The 19,014-nt window shown below is 67.0% G+C and carries 17 protein-coding genes; 12 read left to right on the top strand and 5 right to left on the bottom strand.

Going from position 1 to position 19,014, the window contains the following annotated elements; translation table 11 throughout:
- Positions 1–94: 94 nt before the first annotated feature.
- A complete protein-coding gene (locus BMX78_RS18475) occupies positions 95–1,813 on the bottom strand; it encodes a bifunctional 3'-5' exonuclease/DNA polymerase (RefSeq protein ID WP_091422599.1) in 1,719 nt (572 codons plus the stop codon).
- Between the two features lie 135 nt (positions 1,814–1,948).
- Here BMX78_RS18475 and ssd point away from each other — a divergent pair, with 135 nt between their 5' ends.
- The 7 genes from ssd (at position 1,949) to BMX78_RS18440 (ending at position 7,215) form a co-directional block, all read left to right on the top strand.
- Positions 1,949–3,148 carry a septum site-determining protein Ssd gene (gene ssd, locus BMX78_RS18470; RefSeq protein ID WP_091422596.1) on the top strand — a complete coding sequence of 400 codons (1,200 nt, stop codon included), beginning with the start codon at positions 1,949–1,951 and terminating at the stop codon, positions 3,146–3,148.
- 74 nt (positions 3,149–3,222) lie between these two features.
- A complete protein-coding gene (locus BMX78_RS18465) occupies positions 3,223–4,425 on the top strand; it encodes a TadA family conjugal transfer-associated ATPase (RefSeq protein ID WP_286139137.1) in 1,203 nt (400 codons plus the stop codon).
- On the top strand, positions 4,422–5,231 hold the full coding sequence (locus BMX78_RS18460; RefSeq protein WP_091422585.1) for a hypothetical protein: 810 nt from the start codon (positions 4,422–4,424) through the stop codon (positions 5,229–5,231). The genes BMX78_RS18465 and BMX78_RS18460 overlap by 4 nt, the downstream gene beginning before the upstream one ends.
- The gene (locus BMX78_RS18455; RefSeq protein ID WP_091422583.1) at positions 5,228–5,845 is read left to right on the top strand and encodes a type II secretion system F family protein; all 618 of its coding nucleotides are present in this window, start codon (positions 5,228–5,230) and stop codon (positions 5,843–5,845) included. Before BMX78_RS18460 ends, BMX78_RS18455 begins: the two co-directional genes overlap by 4 nt.
- Positions 5,846–6,062: 217 nt before the next feature.
- The gene (locus BMX78_RS18450; RefSeq protein WP_091422581.1) at positions 6,063–6,425 is read left to right on the top strand and encodes a DUF4244 domain-containing protein; all 363 of its coding nucleotides are present in this window, start codon (positions 6,063–6,065) and stop codon (positions 6,423–6,425) included.
- Positions 6,422–6,844, top strand: coding sequence for a TadE family type IV pilus minor pilin (locus BMX78_RS18445; protein ID WP_091422578.1), 423 nt, complete (start codon positions 6,422–6,424; stop codon positions 6,842–6,844). Before BMX78_RS18450 ends, BMX78_RS18445 begins: the two co-directional genes overlap by 4 nt.
- On the top strand, positions 6,841–7,215 hold the full coding sequence (locus BMX78_RS18440; RefSeq protein ID WP_091422576.1) for an Rv3654c family TadE-like protein: 375 nt from the start codon (positions 6,841–6,843) through the stop codon (positions 7,213–7,215). The genes BMX78_RS18445 and BMX78_RS18440 overlap by 4 nt, the downstream gene beginning before the upstream one ends.
- Before the next feature lie 168 nt (positions 7,216–7,383).
- Here the strand turns inward: BMX78_RS18440 and BMX78_RS18435 are convergent, their stop codons facing one another.
- The gene (locus BMX78_RS18435) at positions 7,384–9,759 is read right to left on the bottom strand and encodes a DEAD/DEAH box helicase (protein ID WP_091422573.1); all 2,376 of its coding nucleotides are present in this window, start codon (positions 9,757–9,759) and stop codon (positions 7,384–7,386) included.
- A 105-nt stretch (positions 9,760–9,864) separates the two neighbouring features.
- Complete coding sequence (locus BMX78_RS18430) at positions 9,865–10,557, bottom strand: GNAT family N-acetyltransferase (RefSeq protein ID WP_091422571.1); 693 nt, start codon at positions 10,555–10,557, stop codon at positions 9,865–9,867.
- A gap of 151 nt (positions 10,558–10,708) precedes the next feature.
- Between BMX78_RS18430 and trhO the strand changes: the two genes are divergently transcribed.
- On the top strand, positions 10,709–11,602 hold the full coding sequence (gene trhO / locus BMX78_RS18425; protein WP_091422569.1) for an oxygen-dependent tRNA uridine(34) hydroxylase TrhO: 894 nt from the start codon (positions 10,709–10,711) through the stop codon (positions 11,600–11,602).
- 34 nt (positions 11,603–11,636) lie between these two features.
- On the opposite strand, the gene BMX78_RS18420 is transcribed toward trhO, so the two are convergent.
- Together BMX78_RS18420 and BMX78_RS18415 are read right to left on the bottom strand one after the other, a co-directional pair.
- Positions 11,637–12,206 carry a DUF6023 family protein gene (locus BMX78_RS18420; protein ID WP_091422566.1) on the bottom strand — a complete coding sequence of 190 codons (570 nt, stop codon included), beginning with the start codon at positions 12,204–12,206 and terminating at the stop codon, positions 11,637–11,639.
- Between the two features lie 38 nt (positions 12,207–12,244).
- Complete coding sequence (locus BMX78_RS18415) at positions 12,245–12,721, bottom strand: DUF6023 family protein (protein WP_091422564.1); 477 nt, start codon at positions 12,719–12,721, stop codon at positions 12,245–12,247.
- Positions 12,722–12,799: 78 nt separating this feature from the next.
- Between BMX78_RS18415 and BMX78_RS18410 the strand changes: the two genes are divergently transcribed.
- From BMX78_RS18410 to BMX78_RS18395, 4 genes are all read left to right on the top strand, one after another.
- On the top strand, positions 12,800–14,434 hold the full coding sequence (locus BMX78_RS18410; protein ID WP_091422561.1) for a DUF7059 domain-containing protein: 1,635 nt from the start codon (positions 12,800–12,802) through the stop codon (positions 14,432–14,434).
- Between the two features lie 136 nt (positions 14,435–14,570).
- Positions 14,571–17,297, top strand: a complete 2,727-nt coding sequence (gene topA / locus BMX78_RS18405; RefSeq protein WP_091422557.1) for a type I DNA topoisomerase — start codon at positions 14,571–14,573, stop codon at positions 17,295–17,297.
- Between the two features lie 94 nt (positions 17,298–17,391).
- Positions 17,392–17,811, top strand: coding sequence for an SseB family protein (locus BMX78_RS18400; protein WP_091422553.1), 420 nt, complete (start codon positions 17,392–17,394; stop codon positions 17,809–17,811).
- A 7-nt stretch (positions 17,812–17,818) separates the two neighbouring features.
- A complete protein-coding gene (locus BMX78_RS18395) occupies positions 17,819–18,805 on the top strand; it encodes a Ppx/GppA phosphatase family protein (protein WP_091422549.1) in 987 nt (328 codons plus the stop codon).
- Positions 18,806–19,014: the final 209 nt, after the last annotated feature.

Below are 19,014 nucleotides of genomic sequence, written 5' to 3'. Positions count from 1 at the left end.
GCGTCACGGTGACCCGGCGAGCTACCGCCGGGTAGGTTACTTTTCTCGACAAACGTCGCGCCGGCGGGCACCAAGGTGCGTTGCAAGTCGCTTCCTATTTGGCGTTGTTGTACGAATCCACCACTGCCACGCTCACCGGAAACTCCACCGGAACAGGCCCGAACAACAGCGCCTTTGCTGCGCTCGCGGCATCCTCAATCGCCTGGATACACGCTTCCACTTGGTGGACGGGTGCGTGGACCATCACCTCGTCGTGGAGAAAGAAGACGAGCTCCGCCCTCGCTTGGCCTTCCGTGCGCAAGGCACGCAGCCGCCGTCGTAATTCAGCCAGCCAGCAGGCTGCCCAGTCCGCCGCGGAACCCTGGACCACGAAGTTGCGCGTGAAACGCCCCCTGGAACGCGCTATCGATTCTGCGCGCCGCTGCTCCTCGGCCGACGCCGGACGCTGGCTTTGGAACCAGCGCTCCGACGGGGGCGGGCTGCTGCGGCCAAGCCGCGTGGTGACGGTTCCGCCGGACTCGCCGGCCCGGGCTGCCTGCTCCACAAAACCTACCGCCCGCGGATAGGTCCTGGTGAGCTGCGGCATCAGGCGCCCGGCCTCGCCGGAGGTGGCGCCGTACATGGCACCGAGCAGCGCCACTTTCGCCTTCGCCCGGTCGCCGCCGAACCCCTTCGCGGCGATGCCGGCATAGAGGTCCTGGTCCCGGGCGGCCTCAGCCATGATGGCGTCCTGCGCCAGTGCCACGAGGACGCGCGGTTCAAGCTGGGAAGCGTCCGCCACGATCAGCTTGTAGCCTGGATCGGCATGGACGGCGCCGCGGATCTGGCGCGGAATCTGCAGGGCACCTCCGCCGCGCGAGGCCCAGCGGCCCGAGACCACGCCGCCCACTACGTACTCAGGCCGGAACCGGCCGCCGGCCACCCACGCGTCAAGCCAGGCCCAGCCGTTCGCCGTGTGAAGGCGTGAAAGCTTCTTGTAGGCAAGCAGCGGTTCGATGGCCGGGTGGTTCGACTCCTTGAGCTCCCACTGGCGGGTGCTTTTCACCTCGATGCCGTTTCGGTGCAGGGCACGGATGAGTTCCTGCGGGGAGTCCGGATTCAGTGTGGGGGCGTTCAACAGCCTACGCAGTTCGATGTTCAGCGCCTCAAGCTTGGCCGGGCGGTGGCCCAGGGGCGGGCGGGGACCCAAATAGTCGGCCAGGATTTCCTCGTGCAGGTCCTCCCGCCAGGGAACTCCGGCGTGCTGCATTTCAGCCGCGATCATGGCAGCGGCGGATTCGGCGGCCAGCAGGAGCTGAAGCCGGCTGCGGCGGTTCTCCTCCGGACTGACGGCGGCCAGCGCTTCCTGCTGGGCAGCGTATTCGCTCCGAAGGTCTTCAAGGGTGAAACGGGGTCGGGAGCCAGTTTTCGGATCCTCAAACAGGGCGTCCTGTTCGGGAGGCGGCGGAGGCGGCTGGAGCGCACGCGGCGGCTGCTCCGGGTCATCCAGGGTGACCTTCTCGGCGTTCCTGGCGTAGTCAGTGTGGGCGGTGAACTGGGAAAGGGCCAGGATGTTCCCGCAGAGGCTCAGGTCATAGCAGCGTTCGAGTTCCACCCCGCATGCCAGCAGGGACGGGTACCAGTCCTGGGTGCGGTGCCAGATCCAGCGTGGCGCTTGCCCCGCGCGTGGCGTGCGTTCCAGCCCGCGGACGACGTCGGCGAGCTCGCTCGTGGAGGCAAGCCTGGGTTCCGGATTGTCCGGGTGGGGGTGGCCGGCCTGGGTGAGTTCCTGCAGGACCGCGCCGGAGGGGTGGGCGGCGAGCAGGAGGTACATGCTCCAATTCTGCCTTGTCTTCTTCGCATGCTTTGCCGCCGTGACTCTTCCTGCACAGGCTTGTTGCCGCCGGTTTTGTGCACATAGGGCCGGGGCTGCCTTATCGTTGCCCGGCCAGCGGTGGACAGTGGCTCCATGAGCAGGCATCAGTTGACACCCATCCCTTCAGATCCAGTCCCTGCCGCGCATTCGTCCCGGAGCCCGGATGACCTGCTGCTGCCGGCCTCTCCCGGCTTTGCGGCGGGTTTGGCAGGGCCGGACGAGGCCTGGCTGCCGGACAGCGGGGAAGAGGTGCTGCTGGTCACCTCGTCCGCTGTTGTGCGGGCCGAGGTGGAGCGGATCGTGGCGGCGGCCGGAGCGCATCTTCGCGTTGTTGCCGATGCACTGGAAGGGGCCAGGTACTGGGATGGCTCGGCCGCGGTTCTGGTGGGCAGTGACATCCGGGAGTTGCCGCCCCGGCGGCGGGCACCGGCTGTCCTCGTCGGTCTGGACGGTGAAGGCGACAGCCTGTGGCACCTGGCCGCGGCGCTCGGCGCTGAGCGGGTGGCCGTACTCCCTGACGCCGCAGCCTGGCTGGCGGACCACCTCAGCCGCTCGCGGGCGCCCGGCCCGGGCGGGATCATCCTGGGTGTGACCGGCGGGTGCGGCGGCGCCGGAGCCACCACGGCCGCGATCTGGATAGCACAGGCGGCGGCCGGAATGGGAGCACGCGTACTGCTCGTTGACGGCGACCCCTGGGGCGGAGGCCTGGAACTCGCCATCGCCGCGGAGGAAAGCCCGGGCCTGCGCTGGCCCGACCTTTCCGAAGCGCGGGGCAGCATCGATTCGGGCCAGCTGTCCGACTCACTGCCCGTCTCCGGAGGATTTTCGTTCCTGTCCTGGCCGGCCACCCGTGAACAGCCCGTACCCGTGGCCGCGCCCACCACCACCGGCGTGCTCGACGCCGCACGCCGCGGGTTTGAACTGGTAGTGCTGGACATCGGCCGGGGCGCGGGACCCCTCCAGTCCTATGCCTGGGACTGCGACCGGATCATGATGGTGGTTCCCGCCCAGTTGAAGGCGGCCGTCGCGGCTGTGCGGCTGCTCAACGAGTTCCCGCCCGTGGAGGCCGGCCTCCTGGTCCGGGGCCGGCCGGGGGCTGCGCTGGACGCCTCGCTGATCTCGGAGGCCATCGGCCTGCCCGTGCAGGGACGCGTGCCTGAGCTCCGCGGAGTCGGTGCCGCCATGGAATCGGGCCGGCTGCTGGAACTGGGCAAAAGGCGCAGCGTCCGGCATTTTGCCGCCTCAGTGCTCGACTCACTCGGCGACGAGCTGCCCACGGGAGAGTTCGGATGAAGCAGCAATCCCCGCGAGTATCGGGAACAGCTGACGGGCTGCGGCGGCGTGCCCGGCTGATCGAGGGCCAGCGCATGGAAGGCCAGCGCATGGAAGGCCAGCGCCGGGTGGAGCGGCAGATCGTTGACGCCGGGCTGCTGGAATCGGTCCGCGAGTCCATGATGGCCGAAGCCGGCGTTGTCACGCCCTCACGGGTGGCTGCGGCGGTACAGGCTACCGGCAAGCTGCTGGGCACGGCCGGATCGCTGGCCGCGGTGGAGCGCATCAGCGCCGAGCTCAGCGGACTGGGACCCCTGCAGCCGCTCACCCGGGATCCGGCGGTCACGGACATCTTCGTCAACGCTCCGGACTCGGTATGGGTGGACCGGGGCCGGGGCATCGAGCCCGTCCCCGTCGCCTTCGGCGATGAGGCCCAGCTGCGGGCGCTGGCCTGCAGGCTGGTTGCCGCGGGAGGGCGCCGCCTGGATGACGGTTCGCCCTGCGTGGATGTGCGGCTGGCGGGTGGTTACCGTATCCATGCGGTCCTGCCGCCGGTGTCCACGGCGGGAACCCTGCTCAGCGTTAGGATCCGACGTGAACGGGTCTTCAGCATGGACGAGTTGCAGGCGGCCGGAATGTTCGGCCCCCTGGTAAGGGACGTCCTGGAACGGGTGCTGGAACTTCGGCTGAGTTTTCTGATCAGCGGCGCCACCGGTTCCGGCAAGACCACGCTGCTGTCCACCCTGCTGGGGCTGTGTGCCCCCGCGGAGCGGCTGGTCCTCATCGAGGATGCTTCCGAGCTGAACCCGGTCCATCCACACGTGGTCGCCCTCGAATCCCGGCACGGAAACCTCGAAGGCGGCGGGGAGGTGGGGCTGGGCGAGCTGGTCCGGCAGGCCCTGCGCATGAGGCCCGACCGGCTGGTGGTGGGGGAATGCCGCGGCGCCGAGGTCCGGGAACTGCTGACCGCAATGAACACCGGACACAGCGGAGGAGGCGGGACCATCCACGCCAATACTGCGCAGGCTGTCCCTGCCCGGCTCACAGCCCTGGGTGCCCTCGCCGGATTGAGCCCGGACGGCGTCCGGCTCCAGGCGGCCAGCGCCCTTGACGTGGTGATCCACGTCGAAAGGACCGGCCGCGGAAGGGAAGTGGCGTGCATCGGCCTTATCGAGGACGGCAGTGACGGTCTTCGCGTTGTGTCAGCCCTGGAAGCCCCGGAGGGCAACACCGTTCGGGGTCAGGGATGGGACGCACTGGCCAACCGGCTGGGACGTGAACCGGGGCAAGGCTTGTGACCATTTTCCTCGCAGCGGCCCTGGTGCTGGCTGCGCTGTTGGTTCTTCGCCCGCCGCAGGATGCGGCAGCAAGGTTCCGCCGCGCCACGGGCGGTGTTGCTGCTGCCCGAACATCGGTAAGGCCGCTGGCCCGCCTGATCAGGGGGATCAGGCCTGGAACCGGGAAGGCGGCGGTCTCCGGCCCTGCAGCATCCATGACTCTGGTGGTGCAACAGCTTGCCGCGCTGCTGAAGGGTGGGCGCACCCCGGCCCGCCTGTGGGATGAGCTGTGGGGAATTTACGGGGCGAGCAGCCAAACCGAACAGGATGGTCCATCCGCATCGCGGCACGGCACCGGGCTAAGCCAGGGCTCACTGGCGCTGCTGGCGGCGGCCCGCGCCGCCGCGCGTACAGGTGCTCCGGTATCTGAGGCCATCAGGCGCGCGTTGCCCGCGGCTTTTCCGCGCCCGGGCAAGGAATCCCGGATCTGGTCCCAGCTTGCGGCCTGCTTCGACATCGCAGAAGCAAGCGGCTGCCCCTTGGCTGACGTGCTGACCAGGTTCGCGGCGCAGCTGGAAGTAGAGGACGACGCCGACGCAGCGCGGCAGACGGCACTGGCAGGGCCAAAAGCCACGGTCAGGCTGCTCACCTGGCTTCCGCTGATGGGGCTGGGCCTCGGCATGGCCCTCGGTGTGGATCCGCTGGCAATTCTGCTGGGCACGCCGCTGGGACTGGCGGCCCTCGTGGCTGGGGCTGCCCTCACCATAGCGGGCAGGGTATGGTCCGCCCGGCTGGTGGCGGGTGCAGCAGGAGCGGGACTGCCATGACCGGAACATTGCTGCCGGCGCTCGCACTCCTGGCCTTCCTGGCCGCCGCCGCCTGCCTTCTATTCCTTGGCAGGGGCCGGCCACGGAAGCGGTTGGCCACCCTGTCCCCAGCCCAAAATCCTGGTTCGGCTGATGATCCAAGGACTGCTGGCGGCCGGTTCCGCAGCCGGGATGGACCCGACGGCCTGCAGGACACCGCCATGATGCTCGAACTCGTCGCCGCCATGCTGGACGCCGGGTCTGGGATCGGCCGTTCCCTTGATCTTGTCTCGGCCTCGGCGTCCTCCCAGTACCGCCAAGCGCTGCGACCCGTCGTTTCCGCACTGGCAATCGGAGCGGACTGGGAGACTGCGTGGCGAAGCTCAGCCGTCAGGTTACCCGCCATTCTCGAACTGCGGGATGCCCTGGGATTCGCGGCTCTCACCGGAGCCCCGTCCTCGGCGATCCTCTACGCCCAGGCTGCAAGGCTTCGCCGGGAGAGGTTCCGTGCAGCGGAAAAGCGCGCAGCGTCCCTCGGCGTCAAGCTGGTGGTCCCGCTGGGACTGTGCTCGCTGCCGGCCTTTATCTGCCTCGGCGTTGTGCCCGTTTTGCTGGCCCTGGTCCCATCGGGCTGACAGAGCGGCGGTCCTGGCGCAGTTCGGGCAGTTCGGGCAGTTCCGAGGGGCTTCTCACCGCCGGGTCGCGGCCAACCGTCAGGCCAGCTCTTCCCCTCCACAGCTACGAACCGCCCCACCTTTTCCACTTACGCAACAGCCGGCCTTACCGCCCGCGGCGAGGCCCGGAAGAGTCAAACCACCGGCAACCCTGCCGGCCATCGAAAGGAATCACCGCATGTCCATCAACCATGACCGCCATTACGCCGCCGGAACCGCAGCGCTCGCAGCAGCCCGGCACCACACGAAACGGCGCACCGCAACCCGATCCGCTGATGCGCCTCCAACCGCGTCTGCTTCACTGCCGGCCAATGTGGTGGAGCTCTACCCGGGTGCCAGCGTCTACCCCGGTGCCACCGCCCAACGCAGCACCGGCGTCCGCAGGCTGCTGGGATCAGAAGCCGGCATGGCCACGGCCGAGTATGCGATCGCCACTTTAGCCGCCGTCGGATTCGCCGGGCTGCTGGTCTTCATCCTTCGCAGTGAGGAAGTGCGTGGCTTCCTGCTGAACCTGATCCGCACGGCACTGGCGTTGCCATGACCAGTGCGCCGAATGCGGTGCGCCTTCGGCCAGCGGCAGAGCAGGGTGCCGTCACCGCAGAATTTGCCGTGACCCTGCCTGCCGTTGTGCTCCTGCTGGCCATGCTGCTTTCCGGTGCAGCCGCCGGGATCACCCAGCTGCGGCTGGAGGAAGGCGCCCGGGCGGGCGCACGTGCGCTGGCCCGCGGGGACGATGCGGCAGCCGTGGAAAGGATCGTGCGAACGCTTTCGGGACCGTCGGCATCGGCGGCTGTGGCAGCCGAGGGCGAGTGGCTGAACGTCACTGTCGCAGACCGGGTAGGGGGTCCGCTGGGGGCAACAATTCCGTGGACGCTGACGGCCCGCGCCTCAACCCGCAGCGAAGCAGCGGCAGCGGGCCGCGTTTCCCCGGCCGCCGCGGCCGCGGCGGGCACCGGATGACCAGGGCCAGGGCCAGGGCCGGGGTTGGGGACGGACCGGAGCGCGGCTCGGGAACAGTCCTCGCAGCGGGTTTGGCATTGATGCTGATGACGGCCATGGCGCTTCTGCTGCTCCTGGCCCAGTCGGCTGTGCTGGCCAGCAGGGCCGCCGCAGCCGCCGACCTGGCTGCCCTCGCCGCGGCGGACGCCCTGCGCGGGGTCACCGACGGGGAACCCTGCAACGTGGCGGCCCAAGTCGCGGCGCGGCATGCCGCCGCGGTGGTCAGCTGCCTCGAGGGAGGGGCGCAAACCGTGGAGGTCCGGACGGAGCTGATCGAGCGGACCGTGCTGGGCGCGGCGAGCGGCCGGGCCCGGGCCGGACCCCCACCCTGAACACGGCAAACGGCTGAACACGGGTTCGAGCCCGGTTGGGTCAGAGGAGGGCAAGGAAGGAGCCAGGATTTCAATCTGAGCGGGGCGACAATCTGAACCAGCATTGAGGCATATGCAGGGATTCAGTCTGAGCAGAATCCAGGCTGAGCAAGGCGAAGGAACCAGGCGTCAGCGCTGGGCTTCCACGCTCTCGGCGCTGGCCTCGGTGGCATCCTTCAACAGGACGTCGAGCAGGGTGACCGCGGCCCCCTTGTCCAAGGGGTTGTTTTTGTTCCCGCACTTGGGCGACTGGACGCAGGAGGGGCAGCCTGATTCGCATTCGCAGGCCTTGATGGCGTCCCGCGTCGCGGCCAGCCATACCTTCGCCTTGTCGAAACCGCGCTCGGCGAAGCCGGCACCGCCAGGGTGCCCGTCATACACAAAAATGGTGGGCACCCCGGTGTCGGCATGCAGGGCAGTCGAAACGCCCCCGATGTCCCACCGGTCGCTCGAAGCCACCAGTGGGAGCAAACCGATTGCTGCGTGTTCGGCGGCGTGAAGGGCACCAGGGAACTGTGCCTCGATGAGGCCGGCGGCGGTGAGGGACCGGTTGTCCACTTCGAACCACACTGCCTTGGTGAACAACTCCCGGGCGCCAAGGTCCAGGGGCTCCTCGCCAAGGATTTCGTTGGAGATCAGGGCCTTGCGCTGGAAGGAAACCACCTGGGTGGTGACCTTGACGTCGCCGAAGTGCAGGGAAACGTCGCCCCAGCTGGCGGTCCGCTGGGTTTCCAGCACCTCAATCTGGGTGACGTCCCGTGCCGTGGTGTAGTAGTCGGGATTGGCGCGGCGGACCACCACACAGTGATCGTCCTCGTTGAGGTCCTCCACCACGTAGCTGTCGCCCTGGTGGATGTAAACGGCGCCGGTGTGCGCCTGGTAGTGGGTCTGGGGCGAGTCCATCGTCCCGAGGAGGGAGCCGGTATCGGCATCAACGATACTGACCGGCCCGCCGCCGTCCGCCCGCAGGTTCACCATGGCGGCCGCACTCTGGGAGTGGGTCCAGAACCAACCTGCGGGGCGGCGCCGCAAATACCCCTGTGCCACGAGGCGGTCGAGGAGTGCCTCGGCCGTGCCCCCGAACAGGTCCAGCTCAGCCGGCCCCAGAGGCAGTTCCGCTGCCGCAGCGCACAGATGAGGGCCCAGTACATAGGGGTTGGCGGGGTCGAAAACGGTGGCTTCCACGGAGACGTCGAAGATGGCTTCCGGGTGGTTCACCAGGAAGGTGTCCAGTGGATCGTCGCTGGCAACAAAGGCGGCGATCGCGTCCTGCCCGGCCCTGCCGGCCCGCCCGATCTGCTGGAACAAGGAGGCCCTCGTGCCGGGCCAGCCCGCAACCAGGACAGCGTCCAGGCCTGAGATGTCGATACCCAGCTCAAGCGCAGAGGTACTGGAAACACCCAGCAGCCTGCCGGAGCGCAGTGCCTTCTCCACGGCCCGGCGTTCCTCCGGCAGATACCCGGAACGGTAGGCAGCCACGCGCTGCGGGAGGCTGGGATCCACTTCGTCGAGCAGCCGCTTGGTGATGGAGGAAATGGTCTCCGCACCTCGGCGCGACTTGATAAAAGCAATCGTCCGGACGTGGGCCGACACCAGGTTGGCCAGCAGGTCGGACGTTTCGGCCACGGCTGTCCGCCGCTCCTTGGCGCCGTTCTCGCCGCGAAGTTCGGTCAGCGCCGGTTCCCAGAAGGCCACCGTGGTGGCACCGTGCGGTGACCCGTCCTCTGAGACGGCTTTCACCGGGGCGCCGATGAGCCGGGCGAAGGAGACGTCCGGATCAGATGCCGTGGCTGACGCGGCGATGAATACGGGCTCGGGGAATGAGGTGCCGGCTCCGTAATACGCGCAGATCCGGCGCAGCCGGCGCATCAGGTTGGCCACGTGTGAGCCGAAGACGCCCCGGTAGCTGTGCGCCTCGTCAATGACTACGTAGCGGAGGCGCCGGAAGAAGGCCGCCCACCAGGCATGGTTGGGAAGGATACCGAAGTGCAGCATGTCCGGATTGGCCAGGATGAAGTTGGCGTGGTCCCGGATCCAACGCCGGGAGGCGGGGTCGGTGTCGCCGTCGTAGGTTTCGGCGCGGACGGTGGGCAGCTGCAGCGCCCGGATGGCGTTGAGCTGGTCGGCGGCGAGGGCCTTGGTGGGGGACAGATAGAGGGTGACCGCGCCGTCGTCGTGGATCTTTCCCGGATCGGCAAGAACCCGCAGCTCGGAACGGTGGATGGCATCCAGGGCCGGGAGCTGGTAGGCGAGCGACTTCCCCGAAGCCGTCCCGGTGGCCACCACAACGTGCCCACCGCCGTGCGCGATGTCGGCTGCTTCCACCTGGTGGCGGTAGGGCTGCTGTACTCCGAGCGAACCGTAGGCTGCAACCAGATCCGGGTGGACCCAGGACGGCCACGGCTCGTGCACCGCCTTGCGGGCAGGGATGGTGCGGACATGACGCAGCTGTTCCGGGTCCGGGCCGCGGCCCAGCAACGGAATCAGGGAGTCATGGGGGTTCACCCATATATTGTTTCACCCGCCAAGGGCTCGGCGTGCCCGGTTCGCCCTCGGGGGAAACAGGGGAGGCGCGGAAAATCCAGGAAATTCAAGGAGATGCGCCAGGCTCTAACTCAGGGACAGATCGGCCCCGTCGCGGGATGCGGACAGCATCAGCACCCGGGAAACAGTGGTCCAGCCAAGATGCGAGTAGAGCTTCTGGCCATCAAGGGACGCCAGCAGCAGCCCTGTCTGGACGTCGTGCCCAAACGCCTGGGCTGCCAGTGCCCGCATGATAAAACTGCCAAGGCCGCGCCGCTGGAAGGCCGGTTCGGTGATGATTTTGTCGAACACCGCGGTGTCGCCCACCACGTAAACCCGGCCACTGGCGGCCAGGGTGTCACCGGAGCGCACCTCCGCGTAGTGCACACCGTCCCGTTCGGACGCCGCCAGGGAAAGGTCGTCATCCGAAAGCCAGGGATCCTCGGCGTCCTGGGTTTCCATGTCCACGATCATCATGGCCTGGGTGTCGGAAGTGACGTTCAATCCGTGCTGCCGGGCAAGTTCCGAATACCGGGCGAGGTCGTTCGTCAGGATCGTCAGGCCCCGGGCCGGCACTTCCGCCGCCTTCGCCGCGAGCACGGCAAACTCCGTGTCCGTTGGATCGGACGCGAAAAATTCCCATTCACCTGAGGTATCAGACCGGAGCGCGGCGGGAAAGCGGCCTTCCGACGATGTCCGGTAACCGCGACAGCCAGCCCATCCGGCCACCCACACTTCAAGAAGGCCAGTGATGTCGTTAACCATGGTTTCCGGGCTCATGCGATGAGACTATTCCACCCCGATCACAAGCAACAGGGGGTGGCAGGCAAGAAGTCCTGAGCTTATGCAATTGTGATGCGGCACCCCTGGGCGCCCGCCCGTGGCAGAACCGGGACAGGCCACTGGAATCCAAGCCGGTACCCTTAAATACGTGGCTTTGAACCGAATCGTGCTTTTTTACGGCTTTACCCCTATCGCTGATCCGGACGCCGTCCGGCTCTGGCAGCGTGCCCTCTGCGAGAAACTGGGCCTGACCGGCCGCATCCTGATCTCCAAAGACGGCATCAACGCGACCGTGGGCGGCGAAATCGGCGCCGTGAAGCAGTACGTCAAGACCACGCGCGAGTACAAGGGCTTCCACGGCATCGACGTTAAGTGGTCCGACGGCGGTGCGGAAGACTTCCCGCGCCTGAGCGTCAAGGTACGCGACGAAATCGTCTCCTTCGGCGCCCCGGGCGAACTGAAAGTGGACGACAACGGTGTGGTGGGCGGCGGCAAGCACCTCAAACCCGAAGAACTGCACGAACTCGTGGATACAAAGAAGCAGGGCGGGGAAGAGGTTGTCTTCTTCGACGGCCGGAACGCCTTCGAAGCACAAATTGGCCGCTTCAAGGACGCGATCGTCCCCGACGTCGCCACCACCCACGACTTCATCAAGGAACTCGAGTCCGGGAAGTACGACGGGCTCAAGGACAAGCCGGTGGTCACCTACTGCACCGGCGGCATCCGCTGCGAAGTGCTCTCCAGCCTGATGGTGAACCGCGGCTTCAAAGAGGTCTACCAGCTGGACGGCGGCATCGTCCGCTACGGCGAAACCTTCAAGGACCAGGGCCTTTGGGAAGGCTCGCTGTATGTGTTCGACAAACGTATGCACCTGGAATTCAGCGAGGATGCCAAAACCATTGGCCAATGCGTCCGATGCTCGGCCCCCACCAGTAAATTCGAGAACTGCTCCAACCCGAGCTGCCGCACCCTCACCCTGTACTGCGCCGAATGCGCTTCCAGCCCGGAAACCCTGCGCTGCCCCGAAGGCTGCGCGGCGTAGGACCGGGCTCACGGCCTGTGGAGCGCAACGCCTATCACAGGCGCCGGAGCCGGTACGCGTAGTTAGCACCTGTCCGGGCGTCCACAGTGACGGTCAGGGCAGTCTCGGCCGAGAGATAAATGACGTTCTCGCGGTTGATGCCGCACCGCAGCCCCAGGTCAATCAGCGTGAGCGCGTTGCTGCGGACCGTGAAGTTCACACGGCGTTGGCTTCGGCATGCCAGAGCCAAAGCATAGGTGCCGGTGCTCACCACGGGGGTTGTTTCGCTGCGGGTTTCGCCCGCCGCCAGCAGCCCGGCTGCCGCGTAAATGACGGGATCGCCGGTGTCGGGCAGGCTGCTGGACACCCATGACTCCAGCTCGGCCTCGCTGACGGGTTCGCGTTCCAGCGGATCGCGGGTGAATGCAGGCGCGGGGGCCACTGTCTGCTCCGCATCAGCGGGATCGGCCCAGCGGCCGTCGTCGTAGGTGTATTCGCAGCCGCCCACCGTAAGCCCTGCCGCGAGCACAAGGCCGAGGACGACGGCGGACGCAGGCTTCCGCGCCAGCGGCGCCGGGGCTGTCCGTAGCGGACCGGGCGCGGAGGATTTCCGCACACTGGGCATAGTCCGACTTTAAGCCCGCAAGCCTCCGCGGACCATAGCTATTGCGCGGGCATCAGCTGGTAGGCGTAGATGAGGGGCGCGTCCACACTGGAGGTGCTGATTTCCAGCCTCCCTGTATTGGGCAGTGTGATCCTGGTGACCTCGTTGCTGCCGTTGCACGCGGCTCCGGCATCCACCACGTCTTCCCCGTCCAGCGACACCGCGAAGAACGCTTTGCCTCCACCCTCGCAGGTCGCCGTCAGGGTGTAGCGGCCGGCGCTGACATTGGAAGCTTCCCGGATGATCCGGTTCTTGTTGAGGATTTTCCCGGCGTCCTCCAGTACGGCGCCCGGCGATGCCGGCAAGGCCGTGGCCCGCCACTGGGGCACGTCCGCGTTCTCGATCGACACCACCGGTGAGCATCCCGCCAGGGCAACGGACACCAGGCCTGCCAGCGCCAATGCTGTGTGCGGGAAGCGCCTTGGGCCGGTGGGCTGCTTCCGGGCGCGCGGAAGGACGGAAAGCGTTGTTGGCATACCCCAACGCTACCCCGTCCGGCGGCCCGCAACGTTCCCGCGCCTGCCGGTCCGGACCTGCCGCACTAAACTTGAGCGGTGCCTGAATCCCCATACGAGTTCACCGCCGGCAATACTCCCGACGCGCCCCGCAGCGACCTTCCCGACCTGCTCGCCGCACTCGCCGCGGACCTTCGCGCCGTGGACTACACGCTCGACGGCGTCGCGAACCTCCTGGGCGAATCCGCCTACACCGCCTTGAACCGCGACCAGACCATCCCGGCACTGCTCGCTGCCGAGCGCGCGGTCCGGCGGGACGAGGGCGCCAAGGCGCTTGCCGCCGTCGTCCGTCTGTGGCTGCTCGCCGAGCCCCAGCCCAAGGAAACGCTTAACGCCGCCCTGCCGGGCATCCGCGCGGAAGGCCTGGTGGCTTTGGGGCTGGTGGAGCCCGTTCCCGGCACGGCGCTCCTGGCCGCCAGAGCCGACCTGCGGCCCTACGGCTGGGACGCTAATGAGGACGGCAGCGGCGGCGCTGAACTGTGGGTGGCCAGTGACCTAGCTGCGCACCAGCAGGAAGGCGTGCTCCGGCACGACCACGTCCTGGGCATCGGCCAGGCCTCCACCACCCTGGTGCAGACAACCTTCCGCCGCCACACCAACCGCGCACTGGACCTGGGGACGGGTTGCGGCATCCAGGCCTTCCACCTGCTCCACCACTGCGAGCACGTGACGGCCACGGACATTTCCGAACGGGCGCTTGCCTTCACTCGGTTCAATATCCTCCTGAACGCGCAGCCCCTGGGGGTGGACCCGGACCGGCTGGAGGACCGGGTGAGCCTGCGCCTGGGCTCGCTGCTGGAGCCGGTGGCCGGCGAGGAATTCGGGCTGGTGGTCTCCAACCCGCCGTTCGTCATCACGCCACGGAGCCCGGGGGAAGATGCCGCGGAGCAGTTCACCTACCGCGACGGCGGCCTGCCGGGCGACGACATCGTGGCTGCCCTGGTGGCCGGTCTCCCGGCTGTCCTGGCTGAGGGCGGCACGGCCCAGATGTTGGGCAACTGGGAGGTGGCGGCCGGCACGGACTGGCAGGAGCGTCCGCAGTCCTGGGTGGTTCCCGGCGTGGATGCCTGGTTCATCCAGCGGGAGTTGGTCAGCCCGGAGCAGTACGCCGAAACCTGGCTGCGGGACGCCTCCGAGTCCCGGGACCGGGACCACTACCGGGACGCGTATGCGGCTTACCTAGAAGACTTCGAGTCCAGGAACGTGGCGGGGATCGGCTTCGGAATGGTGCTGCTGCGCCGGCCGGCTGGCTCCGGCCAGGGCTTCAGCCGGTTCGAGGAGATCAGCTACCCCATCGAGCAGCCCATCGGCCCGCACCTGGGCGCGGCGCTGGAACGCCAGGACTGGCTGGCAGCCAACAGCATCGGGGACGCGCACCTGCTGGTGGCGGACGACGTCACTGAGGAACGCCACCAGCGCCCCGGCGCCGAGCATCCGGGCGTGATCCTGCTGCGCCAGGGCGCCGGCTTGCGCCGGACCAACCTGCTCAGCACCGAGCTCGCCGGGTTTGTCTCGGCCTGCGACGGCGACCTCACGGCGGGCCAGATCGCCGGTGCCCTGGAGGCGCTGCTGGGCGGGGAGGACGGGTTCGACGCCGGCACATTCCGCAGCGGTTTGCTCGCCGAAGCAGCCAACCTGGTCCGGGACGGCTTCCTGATTCCGGCCGGTCAATAAGGCGCAGACGGTGGCGCGGAGCGTTGTGCCGCCGGCCCCCCTCTTTTCCACATGGATGCGCACATTTCTGCAAAATATGGTGAACTAGGCCAGTATGGGCGCATCTGCCCGAGCAACCTTTTTCTGTAGGAGCACCGTGCCAAGCAAGGCCAAAACCGGCAAGAAACTCGTGATTGTGGAGTCTCCGGCCAAGAGCAAGACCATCGCCAAGTACCTGGGCGAGGGCTTCATCGTAGAGGCCTCCATTGGTCACATCCGCGACCTGCCGCAGCCGTCCGAACTCCCCGCAGAGCTGAAGAAAACCTCGGTGGGCAAGTTCGCCGTCGACATTGACCACGACTTCAAGCCGTATTACGTGGTGTCCCCGGACAAAAAGAAAAAGGTGACCGAGCTCAAGGCCGCGCTCAAGGACGCCGACGAACTTTACCTCGCAACCGATGGGGACCGCGAAGGCGAAGCCATCGCGTGGCACCTCCTCGAAGTGCTCAAGCCCAAGGTCCCGGTGTACCGGATGACGTTCGGCGAAATCACCAAGGAAGCCATCCAGCGCGCCATGGGCAACCTGCGCGACGTCGATACGGCACTGGTGGACGCGCAGGAAACCCGCCGTGTCCTGGACCGCCTGTACGGCTACGAGATTTCCCCGGTGCTCTGGCGCAAGGTGGCGCGCGGCCTGTCCGCCGGCCGCGTGCAGTCAGTGGTCACCCGCATGGTGGTGGACCGGGAACGCGAGCGCATGGCCTTCAAGGCTGCCTCCTACTGGGACCTCACCGGCCAGTTCGGCGCCGACGCCGGCTCCTTCAAGGCCAAGCTCGCCGCTGTGGACGGCGCCAAGGTGGCCAGCGGCCGGGACTTCAACGACGACGGCGTGCTCACGTCCAAGAACGTGGCGCACCTCAACGAGGAGCTGGCAACATCCCTGGCGGCAGGGCTGCAGGACGCCTCGTTCACCGTCCGCTCCGTCGACACCAAGCCCTACACCCGCCGCCCGGCAGCGCCCTTCACCACCTCCACACTGCAGCAGGAGGCGGGCCGCAAGCTTCGCTTCTCCTCGAAGAGCACCATGCAGGTGGCCCAGCGGCTGTACGAAAACGGCTACATCACCTATATGCGTACGGACTCGTCCGCGTTGAGCGACGAAGCCCTCACTGCTGCCCGCCGCCAGGCCTCCGAACTGTACGGCCCCGAGTACATCCCGCAGTCACCCCGTGTGTATACCGGCAAGGCAGCCAACGCCCAGGAAGCCCACGAGGCCATCCGCCCCGCCGGCGACTCCTTCCGCACCCCCGCCCAGGTGGCCAAGCAGCTCTCCGGCGACGAATTCCGGCTCTACGAACTCATCTGGAAGCGCACTGTCGCCTCCCAGATGGCTGATGCCAAGGGTTCGACGGCGACCATCCGCCTGGGTGCCGTGGCTGCTGACGGGCGTGACGCCGAGTTCTCCGCCTCGGGCACCGTGATCACGTTCCCCGGCTTCCTGGCAGCCTACGAGGAAGGCAAGGACGAGACCCGCGGCGACGACGACTCCGAGGAAGCGCGCCGCCTGCCGAACGTGGCCAAGGGCGATTCCCTCACCGCCGCAGATATCACGGCCATCGGCCACGAAACGTCCCCGCCGCCGCGCTACACCGAAGCCTCGCTCACGGCTGAGCTGGAGAAGAAGGGCATTGGACGTCCGTCCACTTACGCCTCCACGATCTCCACCATCCAGGACCGCGGCTACGTGCGGAAGCAGGGTTCCGCCCTGGTACCGAGCTGGATTGCGTTCTCCGTGATCCGGCTGCTGGAACAGCACTTCAGCGACTATGTGGACTATGAGTTCACCGCGGACATGGAAGGCGACCTGGACAAGATCGCCAACGGCCAGGCCGTGGGCGCCTCCTGGCTCCGGCACTTCTACTTCGGCGAGGACTCCGATCCGGGCCTGCTGAGCATCGTCAACAACCTTGGCGAGATCGACGCGCGGGAAATCAACTCCATTCCCATCACGGACGAGATCACGCTCCGGGTAGGAAAGTTCGGCCCGTACCTTGAAAGCTCCGCCGCCACCGTGGACCCCAAGACGGGGGAGATTGTGGAGTCGGCGCGGGCCAATGTGCCCGAGGACCTCGCCCCCGACGAACTGACCGCCGCCAAGGCCGTTGAGCTGATGGAGACGGCCGCTCCCGAAGAGCGGGTGCTGGGTACCGATCCGCACACCGGGCATACCGTCGTCGCCAAGAACGGCCGGTACGGCGCCTACGTCACCGAGATCATCCCGGAGATGACCGAGGAACAGATTGCCGCCCAGCCGGTGGAGTACTACAAGAACGGCAAGCCCAAGCCGCCGAAAAAGCCGGTCAAGGCCAAGCCCCGCACCGGCTCGCTGTTCAAGTCGATGACCGTCGAGTCCGTGACCCTGGACGAGGCACTGCAGCTCATGAGCCTGCCCCGCGTTCTGGGGGAGGACGCCGAAGGCAATCTGATCACCGTGCAGAATGGCCGGTTTGGGCCGTACCTGAAGAAGGGGACCGACTCCCGCTCCATCGGTTCGGAAGAGGAGATCTTCACCATCACGCTGGACCAGGCGCTGGAGATCTACTCCCAGCCGAAGCAGCGGGGCGCCCGTGCCGCCGTGCCGCCGCTGGCGGAGTTCGGCCCGGACCCGGTGTCGGAGAAAAACATCGTGGTGAAGGAAGGCCGGTTCGGCCCCTACATCACCGATGGGATCACCAACATCACGGTTCCGCGTGCCACCTCCCTGGAGGAACTCACGCGCGAACAGGCTGTTGAACTCCTGGCCGAGAAGCGCGCCAAGGGCCCGGTCAAGCGCACCGCCACCCGCAAGCCTCCGGCCAAGAAGAAGGCAACGGCGAAGAAGTAGTTTCCGATGGTTGAGCCTGTCGAAACCGAACGTGGTTTAGACAGGCTCAACCATCGTGTTTGCAAGGGGCATCGCCACGTGATCATGTAGGTACATGACTGAACAACCCGGCATTGCCGACCAGACTCCGCTCAACGACCTCGAGGAGAAGCTCGCCCTGGGCGGACAGCCTGATGCCAGTCCTGTGGACGTCATCCTCTCTTTCCTGAACAGCGAGGTCTACATCGTCAGCTCTGACAACATCGAGGGCGTCGATTCCCAAGTGGAGCCGTTGGTCCTCGCGAACGCCGAGGGCGAACCTGTCCTCGCCGTCTTCTCGCACCCCAGCCGGGTGGACCAGCAGTACCTGAACGCGGCCCCCAACGTCCTCGGCACACAGGGCGCGGCCATCATTGCCAACATCGGAGACGAGCTGGGAATGGTCATCAACCCGGGCGCAGCCTACGGCTTTGAGATCAACCCCGAAGGTGTCGCGAACATCAAACGCGACTTCAAGCGCGCCGACGGGGAATAATGTCAGCATGCGGCTAGGCGTCCTCGATATCGGGTCCAACACTGTCCATCTCCTCCTGGTGGATGCCCACCCCGGCGCGCGGCCAGTGCCGTTCGCCTCGCACAAGCGTCCGCTTTCCCTGGTCCAGTACCTGGAGCCGGACGGCAGCATCAGCGACGCCGGCCAGCACGAACTCACCGAATTCGTCCTGGAAGCCTGGGAATTCGCGGCCCGGCACAAGGCAGAGGACCTTCTGGCGTTCTGTACTTCCGCCATCCGCGAGGCCACCAATGGCCCCGAAGTCCTCGCGCGGGTTAAACACGAAACCACCGTCACGCTGCAGGAACTGACGGGAAGCGAGGAAGCGTCGATGACTTTCTTCGCCGTCCGGCGCTGGCACGGCTGGGGTGCCGGACCCATCCTCAACCTGGATATCGGCGGTGGTTCCTTCGAAATGGCTTTTGGCCAGGACGAGTTGCCGGAAGTTGCCACGTCGGTGCCGCTGGGTGCCAGCAGGCTGACGCGGGACTGGCTTGCGGATGATCCGCCCACAGCCAAGAGTGTCAAAGAACTGCGGCGCTACATCCAGGCCACCCTCAAGCCGGCAGTCCGGGAATTCGACGGGCTGGGCCGGGCCAACGTCGTCGCAGGAACCTCCAAGACCTTCCGCTCCCTTGCCCGGATTGCCGGAGCTGCCCCGAGCGCCGCAGGTCCTTACGTCAAGCGCGTGCTGCACGGCTCCGACCTCGGAGTATGGGCGCAGCGCATTTCTGCCATGAAAGCTGAAGACCGGCTCCACCTGCCCGGCGTTTCCGAAGCCCGGGCCCACCAGCTCCTCGCCGGGGCACTGGTGGCGGAGGCGGCACTGGAGCTGTTCAAGTTCAAAAAAATCAAAATCTGCCCGTGGGCGCTGCGCGAAGGCCTCATCCTCCGCCGCCTCGACCAGCTGGTTTTTTCCGGGCCCAGGGAGCTGGCCCCGCACGTTGCGTCGCCGGCCGTCGAGGCGGCCGTCTAAACGCTGCAGCGTAACCCGCTAAATGTATTAGGCGACGCCTTAAAAGCGGAAGCACCGGCGGCCGCGACAGGAAAATGGGGGAAAACCTGTCGCGTACGCCGGTGCCCTGGCAGGCATCCCCATGCCTGCCGCATCACTCGCACCCTCAATGAGGTACTAACTACAGTAGGGCTGCTAGTTGTGAAGTACCTGCACCCAACATGTGAGCC

Source organism: Arthrobacter sp. OV608, assembly GCA_900110595.1.
In the GTDB taxonomy this organism is placed as follows: domain Bacteria; phylum Actinomycetota; class Actinomycetes; order Actinomycetales; family Micrococcaceae; genus Arthrobacter.
This window is presented reverse-complemented; position numbering and strand designations above follow the sequence as displayed.

Coding starts and splice junctions, on each gene's coding strand:
- BMX78_RS18395 (WP_091422549.1), top strand. CDS start 17,819: ATGCGGCTAGGCGTCCTCGATATCGGGTCCAACACTGTCCATCTCCTC.
- ssd (WP_091422596.1), top strand. CDS start 1,949: ATGAGCAGGCATCAGTTGACACCCATCCCTTCAGATCCAGTCCCTGCC.
- BMX78_RS18450 (WP_091422581.1), top strand. CDS start 6,063: ATGTCCATCAACCATGACCGCCATTACGCCGCCGGAACCGCAGCGCTC.
- BMX78_RS18420 (WP_091422566.1), bottom strand. CDS start 12,206: ATGCCCAGTGTGCGGAAATCCTCCGCGCCCGGTCCGCTACGGACAGCC.
- BMX78_RS18455 (WP_091422583.1), top strand. CDS start 5,228: ATGACCGGAACATTGCTGCCGGCGCTCGCACTCCTGGCCTTCCTGGCC.
- BMX78_RS18440 (WP_091422576.1), top strand. CDS start 6,841: ATGACCAGGGCCAGGGCCAGGGCCGGGGTTGGGGACGGACCGGAGCGC.
- BMX78_RS18445 (WP_091422578.1), top strand. CDS start 6,422: ATGACCAGTGCGCCGAATGCGGTGCGCCTTCGGCCAGCGGCAGAGCAG.
- BMX78_RS18400 (WP_091422553.1), top strand. CDS start 17,392: ATGACTGAACAACCCGGCATTGCCGACCAGACTCCGCTCAACGACCTC.
- BMX78_RS18465 (WP_286139137.1), top strand. CDS start 3,223: ATGGAAGGCCAGCGCATGGAAGGCCAGCGCCGGGTGGAGCGGCAGATC.
- BMX78_RS18415 (WP_091422564.1), bottom strand. CDS start 12,721: ATGCCAACAACGCTTTCCGTCCTTCCGCGCGCCCGGAAGCAGCCCACC.
- BMX78_RS18430 (WP_091422571.1), bottom strand. CDS start 10,557: ATGAGCCCGGAAACCATGGTTAACGACATCACTGGCCTTCTTGAAGTG.
- BMX78_RS18475 (WP_091422599.1), bottom strand. CDS start 1,813: ATGTACCTCCTGCTCGCCGCCCACCCCTCCGGCGCGGTCCTGCAGGAA.